General features: G+C 68.4%; 14 protein-coding genes and 1 pseudogene. 11 read left to right on the top strand and 4 right to left on the bottom strand.

Going from position 1 to position 18,602, the window contains the following annotated elements:
• The first annotated feature begins 10 nt into the window (after positions 1-10).
• The 4 genes from B0T44_RS19120 (at position 11) to B0T44_RS19105 (ending at position 5,244) form a co-directional block, all read left to right on the top strand.
• Positions 11-1,576 (top strand): phytoene desaturase family protein, encoded by a 1,566-nt coding sequence (locus B0T44_RS19120; RefSeq protein ID WP_077121831.1) that lies wholly within the window; start codon positions 11-13, stop codon positions 1,574-1,576.
• Positions 1,573-2,742 carry a carotenoid biosynthesis protein gene (locus B0T44_RS28725; RefSeq protein ID WP_425436892.1) on the top strand — a complete coding sequence of 390 codons (1,170 nt, stop codon included), beginning with the start codon at positions 1,573-1,575 and terminating at the stop codon, positions 2,740-2,742. The genes B0T44_RS19120 and B0T44_RS28725 overlap by 4 nt, the downstream gene beginning before the upstream one ends.
• Before the next feature lie 158 nt (positions 2,743-2,900).
• The gene (locus B0T44_RS19110; RefSeq protein ID WP_245839715.1) at positions 2,901-3,590 is read left to right on the top strand and encodes an LppM family (lipo)protein; all 690 of its coding nucleotides are present in this window, start codon (positions 2,901-2,903) and stop codon (positions 3,588-3,590) included.
• Between the two features lie 391 nt (positions 3,591-3,981).
• Complete coding sequence (locus B0T44_RS19105) at positions 3,982-5,244, top strand: glycosyltransferase family 2 protein (RefSeq protein ID WP_077121833.1); 1,263 nt, start codon at positions 3,982-3,984, stop codon at positions 5,242-5,244.
• A gap of 309 nt (positions 5,245-5,553) precedes the next feature.
• Here B0T44_RS19105 and B0T44_RS19100 read toward each other — a convergent pair whose 3' ends face one another.
• Positions 5,554-6,555: a methylenetetrahydrofolate reductase gene (locus B0T44_RS19100; RefSeq protein WP_077121846.1), complete on the bottom strand. Its 1,002-nt coding sequence runs from the start codon at positions 6,553-6,555 to the stop codon at positions 5,554-5,556.
• Positions 6,556-6,645: 90 nt separating this feature from the next.
• Here B0T44_RS19100 and B0T44_RS19095 point away from each other — a divergent pair, with 90 nt between their 5' ends.
• The 4 genes from B0T44_RS19095 to B0T44_RS19080 are packed head-to-tail and all read left to right on the top strand — an operon-like array spanning position 6,646 to position 12,244.
• Entirely contained in the window at positions 6,646-7,782 is a 1,137-nt protein-coding gene (locus tag B0T44_RS19095; protein WP_077121848.1) for a polyprenyl synthetase family protein, read from the top strand.
• On the top strand, positions 7,779-9,479 hold the full coding sequence (gene crtI / locus B0T44_RS19090) for a phytoene desaturase family protein (RefSeq protein ID WP_081512330.1): 1,701 nt from the start codon (positions 7,779-7,781) through the stop codon (positions 9,477-9,479). The genes B0T44_RS19095 and crtI overlap by 4 nt, the downstream gene beginning before the upstream one ends.
• 60 nt (positions 9,480-9,539) lie before the next feature.
• The gene (locus B0T44_RS19085) at positions 9,540-11,183 is read left to right on the top strand and encodes an alpha-(1->6)-mannopyranosyltransferase A (protein WP_081512328.1); all 1,644 of its coding nucleotides are present in this window, start codon (positions 9,540-9,542) and stop codon (positions 11,181-11,183) included.
• Positions 11,180-12,244 (top strand): phytoene/squalene synthase family protein, encoded by a 1,065-nt coding sequence (locus tag B0T44_RS19080; RefSeq protein WP_081512326.1) that lies wholly within the window; start codon positions 11,180-11,182, stop codon positions 12,242-12,244. The genes B0T44_RS19085 and B0T44_RS19080 overlap by 4 nt, the downstream gene beginning before the upstream one ends.
• A 78-nt stretch (positions 12,245-12,322) precedes the next feature.
• Here B0T44_RS19080 and B0T44_RS19075 read toward each other — a convergent pair whose 3' ends face one another.
• Entirely contained in the window at positions 12,323-12,691 is a 369-nt protein-coding gene (locus tag B0T44_RS19075; protein WP_077121837.1) for an Rv2175c family DNA-binding protein, read from the bottom strand.
• Between the two features lie 148 nt (positions 12,692-12,839).
• Between B0T44_RS19075 and pknB the strand changes: the two genes are divergently transcribed.
• Together pknB and B0T44_RS28155 are read left to right on the top strand one after the other, a co-directional pair.
• Positions 12,840-14,786, top strand: a complete 1,947-nt coding sequence (gene pknB / locus B0T44_RS19070; protein ID WP_077121839.1) for a Stk1 family PASTA domain-containing Ser/Thr kinase — start codon at positions 12,840-12,842, stop codon at positions 14,784-14,786.
• A 131-nt stretch (positions 14,787-14,917) separates the two neighbouring features.
• Positions 14,918-15,029, top strand: a pseudogene (locus B0T44_RS28155) (hypothetical protein); the annotation flags it as partial.
• A gap of 295 nt (positions 15,030-15,324) precedes the next feature.
• Here B0T44_RS28155 and B0T44_RS19065 read toward each other — a convergent pair.
• On the bottom strand, positions 15,325-16,710 hold the full coding sequence (locus B0T44_RS19065) for a class II 3-deoxy-7-phosphoheptulonate synthase (protein WP_077121841.1): 1,386 nt from the start codon (positions 16,708-16,710) through the stop codon (positions 15,325-15,327).
• Positions 16,711-16,866: 156 nt separating this feature from the next.
• Here B0T44_RS19065 and B0T44_RS19060 point away from each other — a divergent pair, with 156 nt between their 5' ends.
• Entirely contained in the window at positions 16,867-17,355 is a 489-nt protein-coding gene (locus B0T44_RS19060; RefSeq protein WP_077121854.1) for a polyadenylate-specific 3'-exoribonuclease AS, read from the top strand.
• 58 nt (positions 17,356-17,413) lie between these two features.
• Here the strand turns inward: B0T44_RS19060 and qcrB are convergent.
• The coding region (gene qcrB, locus B0T44_RS19055) for a cytochrome bc1 complex cytochrome b subunit (protein ID WP_077121856.1) at positions 17,414-18,602 on the bottom strand (1,189 nt) is incomplete at its 5' end.

The raw sequence follows: 18,602 nt of genomic DNA, 5'->3' as shown, positions 1-18,602 counted from the left end.
TGAGGTTCAGATGAGTGTTGTCGTGATCGGATCAGGCCATAACGCCCTGGTCGCGGCCTGTTATCTGGCTCGGGCTGGACACCGTGTCGAGGTGCTCGAACGCGACGAGGTGCTCGGCGGTGCGGTGTCGACGGTGCCGCGATTCCCCGGGCATCTGGTCGACCGCGGTTCCTCGGCCCATCTGATGATCCGGCACACCGGGATCATCGAGGAACTGGAGCTGGCGCGGTTCGGGTTGCGTTATATCGACTGCGATCCCTGGGGTTTCACCCCCGCCTGCCCGCAAACGGGCGCCGCGCCGATCGTGTTCCACCACGACCTCGATCGCACGTGCGCGTCGATCGCCGCCGCCTGCGGCCACCATGACGCCGACGCCTACCGCCGCTTCGTCGAGGTGTGGGGCCCGCGCAGCGCGCGGGTGATGCGCTCGTTCGGCGGTGGGCCGACACCGGGCAGGCTGCTGCGCTCGTTCTGGGGGCTGAACGCTCCCGGCGGCGGCAGCGCACTCTCACGCGAGTTCCTGCAGCCCGGGGACGCACTACTGGACAGTCTGTTCGACAACGAGCGGCTCAAAGCTTCGCTGGCCTGGTTCGGCGCCCAGTCCGGACCGCCGATGTCGGAACCGGGTACGGCCCCGATGGTCGGATTCGCCACGCTCATGCACACTATTGCGCCGGGCCGGGCGGTCGGCGGCAGCGGTGCGCTGAGCGCGGCGCTGGTGGCCCGGCTGCGCGCCGACGGTGGGACGGTCACCGCGGGCGATGCGGTGACCGCGCTGCACAAAGACGGTTCCGGCTGGCGGGTGCGCACGGCATCGGGCCGGAGCCTGTTCACCCACACGGTGATCGCGGGCACCCACGTGCTGACCACCCTCGACCTGCTGCGCGCGGGTGGTTTCGATGCCGCTGCGCTCGACGACTGGCAGCGACGGATCCGGGTCGGCCCTGGTATCGGCATGGTGGTCCGGCTTGCGACGAGTTCACTACCGCACTATCCGGGCGCCGACAGCAGCGAATCGGCCCGGGGCCTGCAGTTCCTGGTCGCCGATCGGCGACAGCTGCGGCTCGCGCACGGCGCCGCCCTTGCCGGTGAACTGCCGCCGCGGCCGGTGGTGCTGGCGATGAGTTTCAGCGCCCTCGACCCGAGCATCGCCGCATCGGGCGAACATCAGCTGTCGCTGTGGGCGCAATGGCATCCGTACCGGCTGTCCGGCGGACGGGACTGGGCCGACCACGCCGGCCCCGAAGCCGACCGGATCATCGGCGAACTGAACCGGTTCGCTCCCGGTTTCGCCGACACGGTGCGACACCGGTTCGTGCAGACACCGGTCGATCTGGAGCGGGAAATGGGTCTGCGCGGCGGCAACGTCATGCATGTGGAGATGACACTGGATCAGATGCTGATGTGGCGGCCGTTGCCGGAACTGTCCGGCCAGCGAGTACCCGGTGCGCCGGGACTGTATCTCACCGGCGCCTCCACCCATCCCGGCGGCGGCGTGTCCGGGGCGAGCGGCCGCAGCGCCGCCCGGCTGGTGTTGCGCGATCTCGGCGGACTTGGCCGGCTGCGGCGGCGATGAACGATCGACGCGACGCGACGCCGCCGGATCACGCGAGCGGGCAGCGTCACGAGGACGCGACGAACCTTGTCTCACCGCAAGACAGCACATCCAGTCCGCGCCAACGGCGCGAAGGCGGACCGCATACCGACCGGGCACAGCATCTGCCAGGCGGCTCGGACCGACATCAGGGGGCGCGCCCATCGCTCGAGACCGGCCCGGTTTCAGCAGATGCCCGCTCTCATGCCGATGAGACAGCAGCGGCGGCCGGGCGTGCTCCCTCCGCGCGCTACCGCACCGGAGTGGTCGCCGCGACGGCGAAGGCGTTGCGCAGGCACCGCCCGGCGACCGCGCGATCGACGGACGCGGACCGGCGCACGGCGCTGCTGCAGGGTGCCCGACAGCGGAAACGTGCTCTGTTTCCGGCTGTTTCACTGATGCTGTGGATCCTGGCCCAGATCGCCTATCCACTGGTCACGGGAGCGGCGCGGGACCAGGTGACGGTGGTCGTTGTCTTGTTGGCGGCCGGGACTGCTCTGGCGCACGCCGCCGCGGTTCGTGGTGCCGCCTACGCTCTCGGGTTCCTGGTGATCGTCTCGGGTCTCGGGTTGCTGTCGGAGATCGCGGGGACCGCGACCGGTATCCCGTACGGGTGCTACTCCTATGCGCTCGACCGGCTCGGGCCTGCGCTTGCCGACGTGCCGCTGGTGGTTCCGCTGGCGTGGACGGGCGGTATCTACCCGATCTGGGTGATCGCCGGGCTGCTGGTGCGGCGGCCCGCGGTGCGGATGGTGGTGCTGGCGGCGGGGGCCGTCGGCTGGGATCTGTTCCTGGATCCGCAGATGGTAGCCGACGGGCAGTGGGCCTGGTGTGTCACGGATACCGGGCTGCCGGGGATGAGCCATATCCCGTACACCAACTATCTCGGGTGGTTCGCGGTGGCGCTGGTCATGGCAGGGCTGCTCACCGTGTGGGAGCGGGTTGCGCCGGGTGATGCGAGCGACGGACCGGTGGGCGTTGCGGTGGCGATGTTCCTGTGGACGTGGCTGGGTTCGATGCTGGCGCACGCGGTGTTCCTCGGCCTGCCCGTCTCGGCGGTCTACGGCGGTCTGGGGCTGGCCTGGCTCGGTGTCGGGTTGCTGATCCGGCTGGTGCGGGGCGGGAACGAGCGTATCCGGTTCCGGTGAGGCGGTATCCGCGTCGTCGTTGCGCCCGTCGCGTGGCATCCGCTGCGTCGCGCCTGGCACGATATCTACCCGTGCAGCCGAGTCCCTCCCCCGCCGTACCAGACGCCCCGGTCCTTTCGCCTCGCCCGCCGGGTGCCCGGAACTCCCTGCGTGCGCGGGTGACGGCCGTCTTCCTGTTGGCGGCGCTGCTGGTACCCGCGCTCACCGGATGCCTGCGCGTGCAGACGTCGATGGGTGTGTCGTCCAATGACCGGGTGTCGGGGCGGATCGTCGCGGCGGTGGTGCCGGAGAACAGCGAGGACAAAGGACCGCAGTTGGAGGTGCCCGAATCACTGGCCACGAAGGTACGGGTGGAACCGTACGACCAGGACGGTTACGTCGGCAGCGAAGTGTATTTCGATGACCTGTCCTTCGGCGAGGTACAGCAGCTCGAGCAGCTGTCCGAGGAAACCTCGGGCATGTTCCAGCTACAGTTCCGCCGCAACGGCGATCTGGTGAGCCTGGATGGACGGATCGATCTGGAATCGGTGCCACCCCACGGTTCGGACGTGCAGCTCAGCGTCGCGTTCCCGGCGCGGGTTGCCAAGACCAACGGAACCAGGGAGGGCGAGTCCATCGTCTCCTGGAAACTGCCGTCCGGCGAGGTCAGCACGGTACGCGCCGAAGTCGGCTACGCCGACCCCAACACCCGCTCGTTCGGCGGGTGGGCGGGCATCGTCGGCGGTGTCACTCTCGCCGTCGCCGCCATCATCGCCGCCCTCGCCTACCTCGACCGCAACCCCGCCGCCCCCGGCGCCCCACAGGGCTTTTCCCTGCGCCGCTGGTGGGAGCACGTCCGCAACGAATGAACACGACGACCCCATCGGTGGGCCGCAGCGGCCACAGCGGAAGCGTTGGGGCCGGTCCCGGCGGAGCCGCGGGAGTTCCCACACGAAATACTGCGCCCGCGGCGCACGCTGTGGGACGCGATCATCTCGGCCGCGCCGGTCACCTGCGCCGGCTCCACCGTTGTACGCGCCGCTCACCTGATCCCGCGGGTAGCAGTGTCGGTACATGGAAGAACCGCCCGCAGACCCGCGCAGACCACTACCGAATCCGCAGGCTGTCCCCGGCGACAAAGCGGGCGCCGCGTCGTCGGCTGCCGCACAGACCACCACATCCGGTGACCCGATACGGCGACCGGCCCCCATGCGGGATCTGGTGGAAGCTCGGCCGACAGCGTGCGGGGCGCGTGGTGCTATGACCCACGACCGGTCCGTGTTGCAGCGCACCGTGGCCGTAGGAACCGGGCTGGCGGTGTTTTCCGCCGCGTTGGCCGGGTGGAACCGAATCACCATGGCGCGACTGGTGCGCGCACCGTCACCTGTCGAAGACGAGGTGACGGTGTGTGTACCCGCGCGGGACGAGGCCGAACAGCTGCCCGGTCTCATCGCGGATCTGCGCGCGCAGACCGGGATTCCGAGGATGCGGGTGTTGATCTTCGACGACGATTCCGGGGACGGCACCTATGCAGCGGCGGAGGCGGCGATCGACGGCGACCCGCGGTTCACCGTGGTTCGCGGCATCGGCGGGCCTCCGCCCGGCTGGACCGGGAAAGCAGCTGCCTGCGCCCGGCTCGCCGATATCGCGTTCGGCGAAACGCACGGAGAAGCGGCGGATACCCGCCAGGCCCAGGAAACCGCCGAGACCGGCCGGCCGCAGGCGTTGGTGTTCGTCGATGCCGATGTGCGGGTGGCGCCGGATGCTGTCGCGGCAGCCGTTGGCGAGCTGCGTGCACGCAGGGCGGCGCTGGTGTCGCCCTGGCCGCTACAGGAAACAGGGTCGGCGGCCGAAGCACTGGTGCAACCGCTGCTGTGCTGGTCGTGGGCGGCGACCTTGCCGATGACGGTATCCGGCCGGAGCATTCGGCCGTCGACGGCGGTGGCGTGCGGACAGTTCCTGGTGTTCGACGCCGCCGCCTACCGCGCGATCGACGGGCATGCGGCGGTGGCGTCCAGTGCCACCGAGGACCTCGATATCGCCCGGCACCTGCGCAGGCGCGGCTACCGGACGACCGCGGTCGCGGCGGGACCCTCGGCTCGGACCCGGATGTATCGCGGTGCGGCCGAACTCGAGGCCGGCTACAGCCGTTGGCTCTGGTCGGCCTACCGCGGATCGGTCGCAGCCGGGGCCGTCGTCGGTGGTCTGGCAGCGCTGGCCTTCCTGCTCCCACCACTGGCGGCCGTATTCGGGGGCGCGCGCCTACGCCGGGTCGGTGCGCTCGGCTACGTCGCCGCGGTAGTGGGCCGCTTGCTGGCGCGAGGTATCGAAACGGGTGACCCGCCGAGGGCCGCCGATCTGGTGGCAGCGTCCGCGCATCCGGTGTCCGTCGCCGCGTACCTGACACTGTGGGCGCGATCCCATCGCGCCCACCGGCAAGGATCCCTGCGGTGGAAAGGCAGACGCCTGCCCAGGGCAGGAGCTGCCCGGTCCGGCATGCCCGGACCTACAAGTACTCCATAACAGCCGATATACCCGGGCCGCGCATGGCTGGAACGAAAGCGGATGTGCGCAGACCCGCACGTCCGGCACGAAGGTGGTAGCCAGGCAGACTGCACACAGCCGTGCGAATACGAAAGGTACGCCTGAAAGCGCATGGCCGGAGCGAAAACGGAGATACGCCGGAGCGAGTGCGAGAAGATACGCGGGCCGCACGCCCGACGCAAAGGCGGTAGGTAGGCAGACCCCGCCCAGCCGCGCGTTATGCGGAATGTAGACATAAATGCGCATGGCCGGAGCGAAGGCGGAGGTACGTCCGGAGCGAAGGCGCACTCAGGCGCTGACTGGGGCCGCTGTGACGCCGTAGCCCAGGTTGGTGAGCACCTCGCTGGTCGCCTTGGCGAAATTGAGGGTGATGAAATGCAGGCAGGGCGCGCCCTCGTCGATGAGTCGCTGACCCATCTCGGTAGCGATCTGGATGCCGACCTCGCGGACCGCGGCGCGGTCCTCTTCCGCTCCGTTGCCTGCGGCGCGGTGCAGCCGGTCGAGCACCGCCTGCGGCAGCGGGCGCCCACACAGTTCCTCCGCGCGCTTCACAGTGCGCAGCGAGGTGATCGGCATCAGCTCGGGGATGATCGGTTTGGCACCCTCGACCGAGTCGAACGCGACGAGCCGATCACGCAGGCGCAGATAGTGTTCCACGTCGAAGAACATCTGGGTGATCGAATACTCCGCGCCCGCACGCAGTTTCGCGGCCAGGTGGGCGGTGTCGTGATCCAGGTCGGGCGAACGGTGGTGGCCCTGCGGGAACGAGGCCACACCGACATGGAAATCGCCCAGGTCGCGCACGATCCGCACCAGCTCTTCGGCGTATTCGACGCCGTCGGGATGTTTGTGCCACTCCCCCAGCGGATCGCCGGGCGGGTCGCCGCGCAGTACCAGTATGTTGCGGATACCGGAATCGGCGTAAGCGCCGACAATGGAACGCAGTTCGGCGACGCTGTGTTCGACGGCGGTCAGATGCGCGACCGGCAGCAGGGTTGTTTCCTCGGCGAGTTCACCGGTGATGCGAACGGTGTGGTCGCGGGTGGTGCCGCCCGCGCCGTAGGTCATCGAGATGAACGCCGGATGCATCCGTTCGAATGTGCGCACAGCGCGCCACAGCCGCTCCTCGCCTGCCGCATCCCTGGGCGGGGAGAACTCCACCGAGAAAGGCACAGCACTGCCGGAATGCAACTGCAAGCTCTGCACGACCGAAGGGGTCGCCGAGACATTCGGCGACGTCGGGGACGGCCGATAAGGGGTCGAACGTCCCCGGGCGTTGTCGAAAGTCACCGGTCCAGTGTAGAGGTGACCGCCCGCCACCTGGGCGGGTCGCCGGAGCGTACGCGTATCTTCGATCACGACCAGCGCGTTGGAACGATCTTGGAGGCCACCCTGTCCGCCGGACCCGGTACCCCGACCCGGCCGAGCCCTGCTTCGGCCATTCCAGGGACGGCGCCTTTCGCCGCCGCCGTGGAACAGGCGTTGACCGATTTCTTCGCCGGTCGACGCGATACCGTCGCCCGTCTCGGCCCGGTCTTCGTCGACGCGGCCGCGGCGCTGGAATCGTTCGTGCTGCGCGGCGGCAAACGCACCAGACCCGCGTTCGCGTACACCGGCTGGCTCGGCGCGGGCGGTTCCCCCGACTCGGCCGAAGCCGGGGCCGTGCTGACCGCGTGCGCAGCGCTCGAACTGGTGCAGGCGTGCGCACTGATCCACGACGACATCATCGACTCCTCGCGCACCCGCCGCCGTTTCCCGACAGTGCACGTCGACTTCGAACAACGTCACCGTGACGCGGGCTGGTCCGGCGACGCCGCACACTTCGGGGTTTCGGTGGCGATCCTGATCGGCGATCTCGCGCTGGCCTGGGCCGACGATATGGTGCACGCCTCCGGCCTCGACGACGCCGCGATCGGCCGGTTCGCACCGGTGTGGGCGAAGATGCGCACCGAGGTGCTCGGCGGTCAGTTGCTCGATATCCGGGGCGAAGCCGCGGGCGAGGAATCGGTGACGGCAGCGCTGCGGATCAACCGCTACAAAACCGCTGCCTACACAGTGGAACGCCCACTGCATCTCGGTGCGGTCCTCGCAGACGCCGGCTCTGGGCTGATCGAGTCCTACCGCGCCTTCGGCACCGACATCGGTATCGCATTCCAGCTGCGCGACGACCTGCTCGGCGTGTTCGGCGACCCCGAGGTAACCGGTAAACCGTCCGGTGACGACCTGCGCGAAGGCAAACGCACGGTACTGTTCGCCGAGGCGCTGGCCCGCGCCGACCGCACCGATCCCATCGCCGCCGCTCTGCTGCGTAACAGCATCGGCACCGACCTGAGCGGCGAGCAGGTGGCACGGTTGCGGACCGTGCTGATCGAACTGGGCGCCCATGACGCGGTGGAAGCCCGCATCACCGACCTCACCGACCGCGCCCTCGCCGCCATCGACGCGAGCTCGGCCACCGAACCCGCCAAGGAACGCCTGCGCGCAATGGCTCTGGCCGCCACCCGGCGCACCGCATGAACACAGCCGGGACGCCGGCTGCGCACGCCGGACGATGCGACCACCTACAGCGACAGGCATCAGGTAAGGCACCCGTACGGACCGTCGACGGGCCGTCCGACCGGGTCGTGGTGGTCGGGGCCGGGCTGGCGGGACTGGCGGCGGCGCTGTATCTGAAGGGTGCGGGCCGCGCGGTGACCGTGGTGGAGCGGGCCGACCATGTGGGCGGCCGGGTGGGGCGTTACCGGTTCGCCGACTACGACATCGACTCCGGCGCAACGGTGCTCACACTGCCCGAGTTGATCGACGATGCGCTGGCGGCAGTGGGCTGCAGCCGTGACCGCGCCGTGCCGCCGTTGCGGATTCACCGGCTGACGCCCGCCTATCACGCACGGTTCGCCGACGGCAGCGATATGCGGGTCTTCAGTGACGCCGAGCAGATGGCGGCCGAGGTGGCTCGCGTCTGCGGCCCGGCCGAGGTGGCGAACTATCGCCGGTTACGGGCCTGGCTCGGCCGGATCTACCAGGCCGAGTTCACCGAGTTCATGGACACCAACTTCGATTCGCCGCTGGATATGGTGCGGCTGCCACGGAAACGGGCCGCGCTGGCCGAGTTGGTGCGGCTCGGCGGGTTCGGCAGGCTCGGGCCGCGCGTCGGCCGGATTCTCGGTGATCCGCGGCTGGCGCGGCTGTTCACCTTCCAGGCGTTGTACGCGGGTATGTCACCTGCTCAGGCGCTGGCCGTGTACGGGGCCATCCCCCATATGGACACGTCGCTGGGCGTGTACTTCCCCGAAGGCGGGATGCGGGCGATCGCCGAGACCATGGCGGGGGCGTTCACCTCAGCGGGCGGCACGCTCGAGCTCGGCGTGGCAGTGACCGGTTTCGAATACACCGGCCGGGGACGGCGGTCCTGGACAGGGCAACGCAAGCCGGGACGGGTGCGCCGGGCGCGGCTCGCCGATGGGCGGGTGCTGGACTGCGACGCTGTCGTCGTCACCGCTGATATCGGCTCCATCGATCGGTTGGGGCTGCACCGCCGACGCAGCCTGCGGGCGGCCCCGTCTGCGGTCGTCGCCCACGGCACCATCCCCACCTCGGTCACCGAAAAGTGGCCGGTGCGAGCACATCACACCATCGACTTCGGCGCGGCCTGGGATACCACCTTTGCCGAAATCGCACCGCGCCGCGGCGGCAAGCTGATGAGCGATCCTTCCCTGCTGCTCACCCGGCCCGCGCTCAGCGATCCCGGCCTCTACCTGGACCGCCCCGACGGCAGGCACGAACCGTTCTCGGTACTGGCCCCCTGCCCCAATCTGGACGCGGCACCGCTGGACTGGGACCGGCTCGGCCCCGCCTATCTGCACGAAGTGCTCGGCGTGCTCGAACAGCGCGGCTATCGCGGTGTCACCACCGGTTTCGTCGTCGACCATCTGGACACCCCGCGCACCTGGCTGTCGCAGGGCATGCTGGCAGGCAGCCCGTTCTCGGCGGCACATCTGTTCCGCCAGACCGGCCCGTTCCGGCCGTCCAACTTCCCTGGCGGCGGTGGAAATATCGTGCTCGCCGGCTGCGGCACCACACCGGGTGTCGGCGTGCCGACCGTGCTGCTGTCGGGAAAACTCGCGGCCCAGCGGGTCATCGGGCAAAATCGCAGCGCCCACACCACAAATCCGCCGACCATCCAGACGACCTCACCCACCGACGCCGTAGACTGAGCGCCGACCTATTCGCCCGCGGTTGCGACCGCCGACCCACCCTGGGGGGACCGACACGATATGCCACCCCCCGACAGCAGCGCCACCACCACGCCACATACCGTGATCACCCGCGAAGCCGCGACACCACCCGTTACCGCCGCACCCGGCAGACAAGCAGGCTCCTCCGTGTTGGCCTGGCTGCGGTTCTGCACCGACTTCCTGCGCAGCCCCGAAGGGCACGCAGCCCTGCTCGGCTTCGTCGGCGCGGTGATGATCACCTTCGGCGGATTCGGCGCGGGCGGTGTCCGGAAACGGGACCCGCTGCTGGAAGCGATGCACCTGTCGTGGCTGCGATTCGGGCACGGCTACGCGCTGTCGATGATGTTCGTCTGGATCGGCGTGCTGCTGATGATCACCGCCTGGGTGCGACTGGGCCGCGCCACCATCGGTAGCGGTGACCGGCCCGGTAGCGGGGTCCGGCTGAACGAACTGCGCGCCATCGTCGGGATCTGGACCTTCCCGCTGCTGTTCTCGGTGCCGATGTTCAGCCGCGACGCCTACTCGTATCTGGCTCAGGGCGCACTGCTGCGTGACGGGTTCGACCCCTACAAGGTGGGGCCGGTCGCAAACCCCGGCGTGCTGCTGGACAACGTGAGCACCGTCTGGACCACCACCACCGCACCGTACGGCCCGATGTTCCTGCTGCTCGGCCGCGGCATCACCGCCGTCACCGGCGACAATGTCGTAGCCGGGACGATCGCGCTGCGGCTGGTGATGCTACCCGGGCTGGCGCTGATCATGTGGGCGGTGCCGTATCTGACCAAACACCTGGGCGGCAAACCCACAGTCGCACTGTGGCTGGCGGTGCTCAACCCGCTGGTGCTGATCCACCTGATGGGCGGCGTGCACAACGAGATGCTGATGGTCGGCCTGATGTGCGCCGGTATCGCACTGGTGCTGGAACGCCACCATGTGGCAGGCATCGTGGTGGTGGCGATCGGGGTGGCGATCAAGGCCACGGCCGGGGTGGCGCTGCCGTTCCTGGTGTGGATCTGGATGTTGCACGAACGCGACCGGCGCGCCGAAGAGGGCCGGGAACCGCTACCGCATCCCGCGGTGATGTTCGCCAAGATCGCCGGACTCGGCCTGAGCGTGTTCGCCGTGGTGTTCGTCGCCACGTCGGCGATCGCCGGGGTCGGTATCGGATGGCTGACCGCGCTGTCGGGTTCACAGAAGATCATCAACTGGCTGTCGCTGCCCACGATCATGGCGCACGCAACCACCTGGTTCACCTCGCTTTCCCTCGAACCGGTGCTCGAGGTGACGCGCATGCTGTGTGCGGCCGTGCTGATGGTGGTGCTGGTCTGGACATGGTGGCGGTTCAAGCTCACCGAACGCGACGCCGTGCTCGGCATCCTCATCGCGTTCGTCGCGATCATCATCCTCTCCCCTGCCGCGCTGCCCTGGTACTACTCGTGGCCGTTGGCGCTGGCCGCCGCGTTCGCGCTGTCCACCGCGACGTTGATGACGTTGGTCGGGTTGTGCACCTGGTTGATGCTGGTATTCCAGCCGGACGGATCGATCGGACTGTACAACTTCTGGCATGTGGCGGCCGCGACGTTCGCCGCCGGGGTGGCGGCGCTGTCGCTGCGCACCGTCGACCCACTGCGGTTGCGCAGCACCAGACCGAGCGTCGAACCGGCCATCGCCGCCCGCCCATGAACGGCGCCGAGCCGACCACCGTCCGTCTGCATCGCACCGCTCCCGGAACCGACCCCGAGACGGCTGCCGCCTATCGGCTGTGCCGGCGGATCGCGGCCGAACACGGCCGCACCTATTTTCTGGCGACCCGCCTGCTCGCGCCCGAACGCCGCCCCGCGGTGCACGCCCTGTACGCGTTCGCGCGGGTGGTGGACGATATCGTCGACACCCCGGCTCTCCGGAACGCAAGCGGAGACCGCGGCCGCGAGCGAGCGCCCACCGGTACCGCCCGAACCGAAAGGCCTCCTTCCGATCTCCGGCCGGACGGCAGCACACCCGGCAGTCACCCCGCAGCAGCTATCGATCGGATCGAACAGCGGCTACGGACCGCGCTGCACCAGCACGAGCCGGTGTTCGGGCCGCAGGGAGCAGACGACCAGCTGGCGCACATCCTGCGGGCGTTGACCCACACCATCCGGCGCTACGACATCGACCCGCGGCATTTCTGGGCGTTCCTGGACTCGATGCGCATGGACGTCCCCGGCTCGCCGCTGTTTCGCAACCGGTACGCCACCATGACCGAACTGAACGAGTACATGCATGGTTCGGCCGCCGTGATCGGCCTGCAGATGCTGCCGATTCTGGGCACCGTCGGCCCGGTCACCGCCGCCGAACCTGCCGCCGCCGCGCTGGGCGACGCCTTCCAGCTCACCAACTTCCTCCGCGATATAGGCGAGGACCTGGACCGCGACCGGGTGTACCTGCCCGCCGACGAACTCGCTGCCTTCGGTGTCGACGACGGCCTGCTGGCCCACTGCCGCCGCACCGGACGCACCGAGCGCCGGGTGCGTCACGCATTGGCGCATTTCATCGCCCTCAACCGCGACCTCTACCGCCGCGCCGACCCGGGCGTTTACCTGCTCGCCCCACGGGCGCGGCCTGCTATCCGCACCGCGCGCACCCTCTACTCGGCCCTTCTCGACCGGATCGAGGCAGCCGACTACCAGGTCTTCGACCGCCGCGCCGTAGTTCCCACCCACCAGCGTCTGCGTGTTGCGTTAGCCGCGCTGGTCCAGCGCTGAGCCCAGCGACCAGGCGCCCGTCACGGCAGGTCGAGGCCGCGCCGTGGACCGAAACGGGCGACGGCGCGACGCTGTGGCTCAGAACGGTTCGGCGGCGGCCCGGCGCAGGACTTCGCGCGCCAGCGGCCCGTGGAGGGCTTCCACAGGTTTACCGGGGAGAGAGTCGTCGTCGGTGAAGATCCATTCCAGGATCTCTTCATCGGTGTACTTCGCGTCGCGCATCACGGTGATCAGGCCGGGCAGGTGTTTGATCACCGTGCCGCTGTCGTCGAAGAAGACGTCCGGGACGCCGACCACCCCGCCGCGGCGGACCGCGAGCAGCTGATTGTCGCGCAGCATCTGATGCACCTTGGTCACCGCGATGCCGAGCCGGTCGGCGACATCGGGCAGCGGGATCAACGGTACGGAGGCGGGCAGGACATCGTCACTGCAGGGAAATGCACTCACGCCGATAACGGTAGACGCTGCAGGCATGGCCTGCGTGAGACACCCGCGAACGTTCGGCCGATACCATCGTGAGGGCCGCAGAGCGCGGCCGGTCTCTTGTCGCGCACGCCGCGAGGGGGAGAAGGTTGGGAAAGCCGGAGGACATCTAGTGATCGGCCAGATGCTGGAAGGACGCTATCGCATCGACGCACCCATCGCGCGGGGCGGGATGTCGATGGTGTTCCGGGGGGTTGACACACGCCTGGACCGTCCGGTCGCGATCAAGGTGATGGACCCCAAATTCGCCGGTGACCCCCAGTTCCTGAGCAGGTTCGAATTCGAGGCCAGGGCGGTCGCCAAACTCAAACACCCCTCCCTGGTCGCCGTGTACGACCAGGGCGTCGACGGGGAACACCCGTTCCTGATCATGGAACTGGTCGAGGGCGGCACCCTCCGTGAGCTGCTGCGCGAACGCGGCCCGATGCCGCCGCACGCGGTATATGCGGTCGCCGAACCGGTCCTCGCAGCGATCGGCGTCGCGCACAAGGCCGGCCTGGTACATCGCGACGTCAAACCGGAGAACGTGCTTATCTCCGATTCCGGCGAGGTGAAAATCGCCGACTTCGGTCTGGTACGGGCCGTCGCCGCGGCCAACACCACCTCGGCGAGCGTCATCCTCGGCACCGCCGCCTACCTGTCCCCCGAGCAAGTCACCTCCGGCACCGCCGACTCCCGCAGCGACGTCTACGCCTTCGGTGTGCTGATCTTCGAACTGCTCACCGGGCAGGTCCCGTTCACCGGCGACAATTCGCTGTCGGTGGCGTACCAGCGCATCGAAAACGATGTGCCCAGTCCGAGCGAACTGATCGCCGGGGTGCCGCCCGAGTTCGACCGGCTGGTCGCCCGCGCCACCGCGCGCGAGCCCTCGCACCGGTTCGCCGACGCCAACGAGATGGCCGCCGAGCTGCGTTCCATAGCGAGCACCCTGGACCTGCCCGCCTACCGGGTGCCCGCCCCACAGGAATCGGCCGAACACCTCAGCGCCTCCTTCCGAGCCGCGCCGCAGGCCGGCACACGCCAGGCAGGTCCTGCCCCACAGGCCCAGCAGCCGCAACCCACCAGGGTCGTGACCACCGCAGCCCCCCGCACCGAATACCACGCAGCGCCGGAATACATCCCGCCACCACCGCCCCGCCACCACCCGCAGGGCCCGCACTCGCCGTACGCCGACGACCGCGCCAGATCCCGGCGCACCGCGCTGCTGTGGATCGCGATCGTCGCGGTCCTGACCCTGCTCGTCGGCATCGGCGGCTGGTGGCTGGGCGTCGGCCGGTATTCCTCTGTGCCACCGATCGCCGGCCTGGACACCGATACCGCTGCCGCCGAACTGAGCGCCGCAGGTTTCGAGACCGACATTCGGCAGAAAGCCTCCGACACCATCCCGGTCGGCAACGTAGTCGGCAGCGATCCCGGAGCAGGCGCCCGCGTCACCAAAGGATCAACCGTGTCGATCCTGGTTTCCAGCGGCAAACCCCGCGTCCCCGACCTGAGCCCAGGCGACGACCTCGACAAGGTCGACCAACTGATCCGCGACCAGGGGCTGTTACCCGTCGATTCCGGCGAAGTGGGCAGCCCCGCCCCCGAAGGCACCCTCGCCCGCGTCGAACCCGCCCCCGGCACCGTACTGCCCATGGGCGCGCAAGTGAAGGTCTACACCAGCAACGGCGCCAAACCCGTACGACTGCCGGACCTGCGCGCGAAAACCGAACAAGAGGCACGCAAAGCCCTCGATCGGCTCGGCATCACCGTCGCCGGCACCCGCCCCCAATTCGACCCCAGCGTCGAAGCAGGCCGCGTCATCGGCACCGACCCCGCAGCAGGCACCACCGTCGACTCCGGCTCCCCGGTGACCCTGGTGATCTGCGAAGCCATCACCATGCCGGAAGTACTCGGCCAGTCGGTCGCCGAAGCCCGCCGCACCCTGGAAGCGCTGGGCCTGCAGGTAAAAGTCCGCCAGCTGGCACCGCTGGATTCCTCTGTGGTGGTCTCTCAGACGCCCGCAGTGAACGCGAACGTGGAGGAAGGATCCACGGTCACAATCGTGGCTCTGCCGTGATACGCCTCCCCAGCCCCTGATCGGTCTACCTCAGATGGGGGCTGGGTGAGCGGAACAGGTGGTTTGTACTGAACCCCACTCAGCAAAACTCCTGCGCATGCTCAGTCATTGCCGACACACGACCCGATCCGGTCGAGGAAGTCGCCGAGAAGACCGACGACGTCGCAGGCGACGGCACCGCCACCGCCACCGTGCTTCGCCCAGGCGCTGGTACGCGAAGGCCTGCGCAACGTCGCAGCCGGACCGCAAACGAGGTCCGGCCGGATGCGTGCGGAAACGGGCAGTCTGTTGTGGACAGGCCACTCTTGTAGGGGTACGAATCTACGATCTGGAATGATGCCGCGCCCACACCCTATTCACCTACTCACCCAGCCCCGCCCAGGGCGAGTCTTACGAGCTCGTTCGCGGCCCGGCTCGCTTTTCAGCCCTCGCAGCTAGGAGCACCGGGACGGACGAACGTCCGGCACTCGCGCATGCACCGCGAGGGCTGAAACGCGAGCCTTAGAGGGCCACGAACACGCGCGTGCCAGCGCGCCGATCAACGCAGCATTTCGGCTACCAGGAAGGCCAGTTCCAGGGACTGCTGGGTGTTGAGGCGGGGGTCGCATGCTGTTTCGTAGCGGCCGGACAGGTCCAGGTCGGAGATGTCCTGCGCGCCGCCGAGGCATTCGGTGACGTCTTCGCCGGTGAGTTCGATGTGCAGGCCTCCGGGGTGCGTGCCGAGCGCACGGTGCACTTCGAAGAACCCTTGGACCTCGTCGACGATCCGGTCGAAATGCCTGGTTTTGAAGCCGGTGGAGGCTTCATGGGTGTTTCCGTGCATCGGGTCGCACTGCCAGATGACCTGATGTCCGGTGGCCTGCACTTTTTCCACGATGGGTGGCAAGATGTCGCGGACCCGCGAGTTGCCCATGCGGGAGACGATGGTGAGGCGGCCGGGTTCGTTGTTGGGGTCGAGTCGTTCGACGTATTCGACGGCTTGGTCGGGGGTGGTGGTGGGGCCGATTTTGAGGCCGATGGGGTTGGCGAGGAGTTCGGCGAAGGCGATGTGGGCGCCGTCGAGTTGCCGGGTGCGTTCGCCGATCCACAGGAAGTGGGCGGACAGGTCGTAGAGGATCTGTTCGCCGGAGGGGTGTTCGCCGAGGCGGAGCATAGCGCGCTCGTAGTCGAGCACGAGCGCTTCGTGGCTGGCGTAGATGCGGGCGGATTGCAGGCTGGGGTCGTTGACGCGGCAGGCGGTCATGAACCGCAGGCCTTTGTCGATTTCTTCGGCGAGCGCTTCGTAGCGGGCGCCTGCCGGGGATTGGGCGACGAAATCGCGGTTCCAGTCGTGCACTCGGTGCAGGTCGGCCATGCCCGCGTTGGTGAGGGCGCGGACGAGGTTCATGGCGGCGCTGGCGTTGGCGTAGGCGCGGACGAGCCGGGACGGGTCGTGTTCGCGCAGCGCCGCGTCGGGTGCCAGCGAGTTGACCATGTCGCCGCGATAGGATTTCAGGCCCAGTGCGTCGGTGTCGGATGAGCGGGGTTTGGCGTACTGGCCGGCGATACGGGCGACTTTCACCACGGGGAGGCTGGCGCCGTAGGTGAGGACGACCGCCATCTGCAGCAGGGTGCGGATGTTGCCGCGGATATGGGGCTCGGTGTTGTCTGCGAAGGTTTCGGCGCAGTCGCCGCCTTGCAGCAGGAACGCTTCGCCGCGCGCCACTTCGGCCAGGCGGGCGCGGAGTTCCTCTACCTCGGCGGGCACGCAGATGGGTGGCACGCTTTCGAGTACCGTCCGCATGTTCGCCGCCTGCTCGCTGTCCCAGGACGGCTGTTGCAGCGCAGGCCGGGCCAGCGCGTCGTCGAGCCGTTTGCGCAGCTCGGTGGGCAGCGGGGGCAGTTCGGGCAAACGATCGATGGGCACGTCGACGGTCCAGTTCACTCATTCAGGATACGGACCGCGTGAGGTGCGGGTTCGACGGCGCCCTCCTCATCCCGCTCCATTGTGGGTCGGGTCCCGCCGCCCGACGTACCGTTCGGTCCGCGCCGGCCCGTAATCTCGACCCGTTACACAGATTTCGGCGAGGAGACCGATTACTTGAAGTACTTCTACGATTCCGAGTTCATCGAAGACGGTAGGACCATTGATCTGATTTCGATCGGCGTGGTCTGCGAGGACGGACGCGAGTATTACGCGGTGTCCAACGAGTTCGACGCCGAACGGGCGGGGCCGTGGGTACGCCGTCATGTGCTGCCGAAGCTACCCGCTCCCACGTCCCCGCTGTGGCGTACCCGGGCGCAGATCCGCGACGACCTGTATCGGTTCCTGGTGCCGCGCCCGACTGTGCAACCGGAGTTGTGGGCGTGGGTCGGGGCCTACGACCATGTCGCGCTGTGCCAGCTGTGGGGTTCGATGGTCGACCTGCCGACCGCGCTGCCCCGCTACACCAATGAGCTGCGCCAGCATTGGGAGTGCTATGGCCGTCCGGCGCTGCCGCCGGTGCCCCCCGATGCGCATGACGCTCTCGCCGATGCCAGGCACAATCTGGCGAAGTATGAGGCCATCGAGGCTTCCCGGCGGCGTTGAACCGGAAACGGAACAGGCCCCCGAGCCGTCACTCGGGGGCCTGTGTCGTTACGACGGGTCAGTGCTCGTCGATGTCGGCGCGCTCCTGAACCTTCTTCAGCGCGGTGAGCTGCTTGTGCTCCTCCTCCAATTCGTTGGCGAAGTGCTGCTCGCTTTCCTGCCAGGGGTCCGGCCGCAGGAAGCTGCCGGTACCGGGCTGGCCCGCCGCGCCGAGTTTGTTCATCTTCTTCGGCACCATCGCGCCCTGGTATTCCAGCGGAATCGGATGCCCGTACTCGTCCACCGGGCCCAGCGGCTGATGCACCTCGATGTACTCACCGTGCGGCAACCGCTTGATCACACCGGTCTCGATACCGTGCTCCAGGACCGCGCGGTCACTGCGCTGCAAGCCGAGGCAGAACCGGTAGGTCAGGAAGTAGGCGATCGGCGGGCCGAGCAGGAGTCCGATGCGGCCGATCCAGGTGGTGGCGTTGAGCGAGATATCGAACTTCAGCGCGATGATGTCGTTGATACAGGACAGGGTCAGCACCAAGTAGAAAGTGATCGCCATCGCGCCGATGCCGGTGCGGACCGGGACGTCACGCGGCCGCTGCAGCAGATTGTGCCGTGCGGTGTCGCCGGTGAGCTTCCGCTCGATCCACGGGTAGGCGATCAGCACCGTGAACACCAAGCCCATGACCAGAGCCACCCAGAACGCGCCGGGGATGGTGTAGGGCCCCAGGTACAGCTCCCAGGCAGGCATCAGGCGGGCCATGCCGTCGGTCCACATCATGTAGAAATCCGGCTGCGAACCCGCCGACACCTGCGAGGGGTTGTACGGGCCGAGGTTCCAGATCGGGTTGATCGTCATAACGCCACCCATGAGCCCGATGAAGCCCAGCGTGAACGCGAAGAACGCGCCCTGATCGGCGGCGAACACCGGCACGATACGAGCGCCGACCACGTTGTTCTCGGTGCGGCCCGGACCGGGGAACTGCGTGTGCTTCTGATACCAGACGATCGCCACGTGCGCGGCGATCAGCGCAAGCATGATGCCGGGGACGAGCAGCACGTGCGCCACGTACAGGCGCGGGATGATGATGTCGCCCGGGAAGTCGCCGTTGAAGATCAGCCAGTGCATCCAGGTGCCGATCACCGGGATACCGATGGTGATACCGGAGAACGCGGCCCGCAGCCCGGTACCCGAGAGCAGGTCATCGGGCAGTGAATACCCGAAGAACCCCTCGAACATCGCCAGGATCAACAGC

This window comes from Nocardia donostiensis, from assembly GCF_002081715.1.
Lineage (GTDB): Bacteria > Actinomycetota > Actinomycetes > Mycobacteriales > Mycobacteriaceae > Nocardia > Nocardia donostiensis.
This window is presented reverse-complemented; position numbering and strand designations above follow the sequence as displayed.

Bases quoted from the DNA above. Each gene is read 5' to 3' on its own strand.
- crtI (WP_081512330.1), top strand. From the start codon at position 7,779: ATGAACACAGCCGGGACGCCGGCTGCGCACGCCGGACGATGCGACCAC.
- B0T44_RS19085 (WP_081512328.1), top strand. From the start codon at position 9,540: ATGCCACCCCCCGACAGCAGCGCCACCACCACGCCACATACCGTGATC.
- B0T44_RS19105 (WP_077121833.1), top strand. From the start codon at position 3,982: ATGACCCACGACCGGTCCGTGTTGCAGCGCACCGTGGCCGTAGGAACC.
- B0T44_RS19080 (WP_081512326.1), top strand. From the start codon at position 11,180: ATGAACGGCGCCGAGCCGACCACCGTCCGTCTGCATCGCACCGCTCCC.
- B0T44_RS19120 (WP_077121831.1), top strand. From the start codon at position 11: ATGAGTGTTGTCGTGATCGGATCAGGCCATAACGCCCTGGTCGCGGCC.
- B0T44_RS28725 (WP_425436892.1), top strand. From the start codon at position 1,573: ATGAACGATCGACGCGACGCGACGCCGCCGGATCACGCGAGCGGGCAG.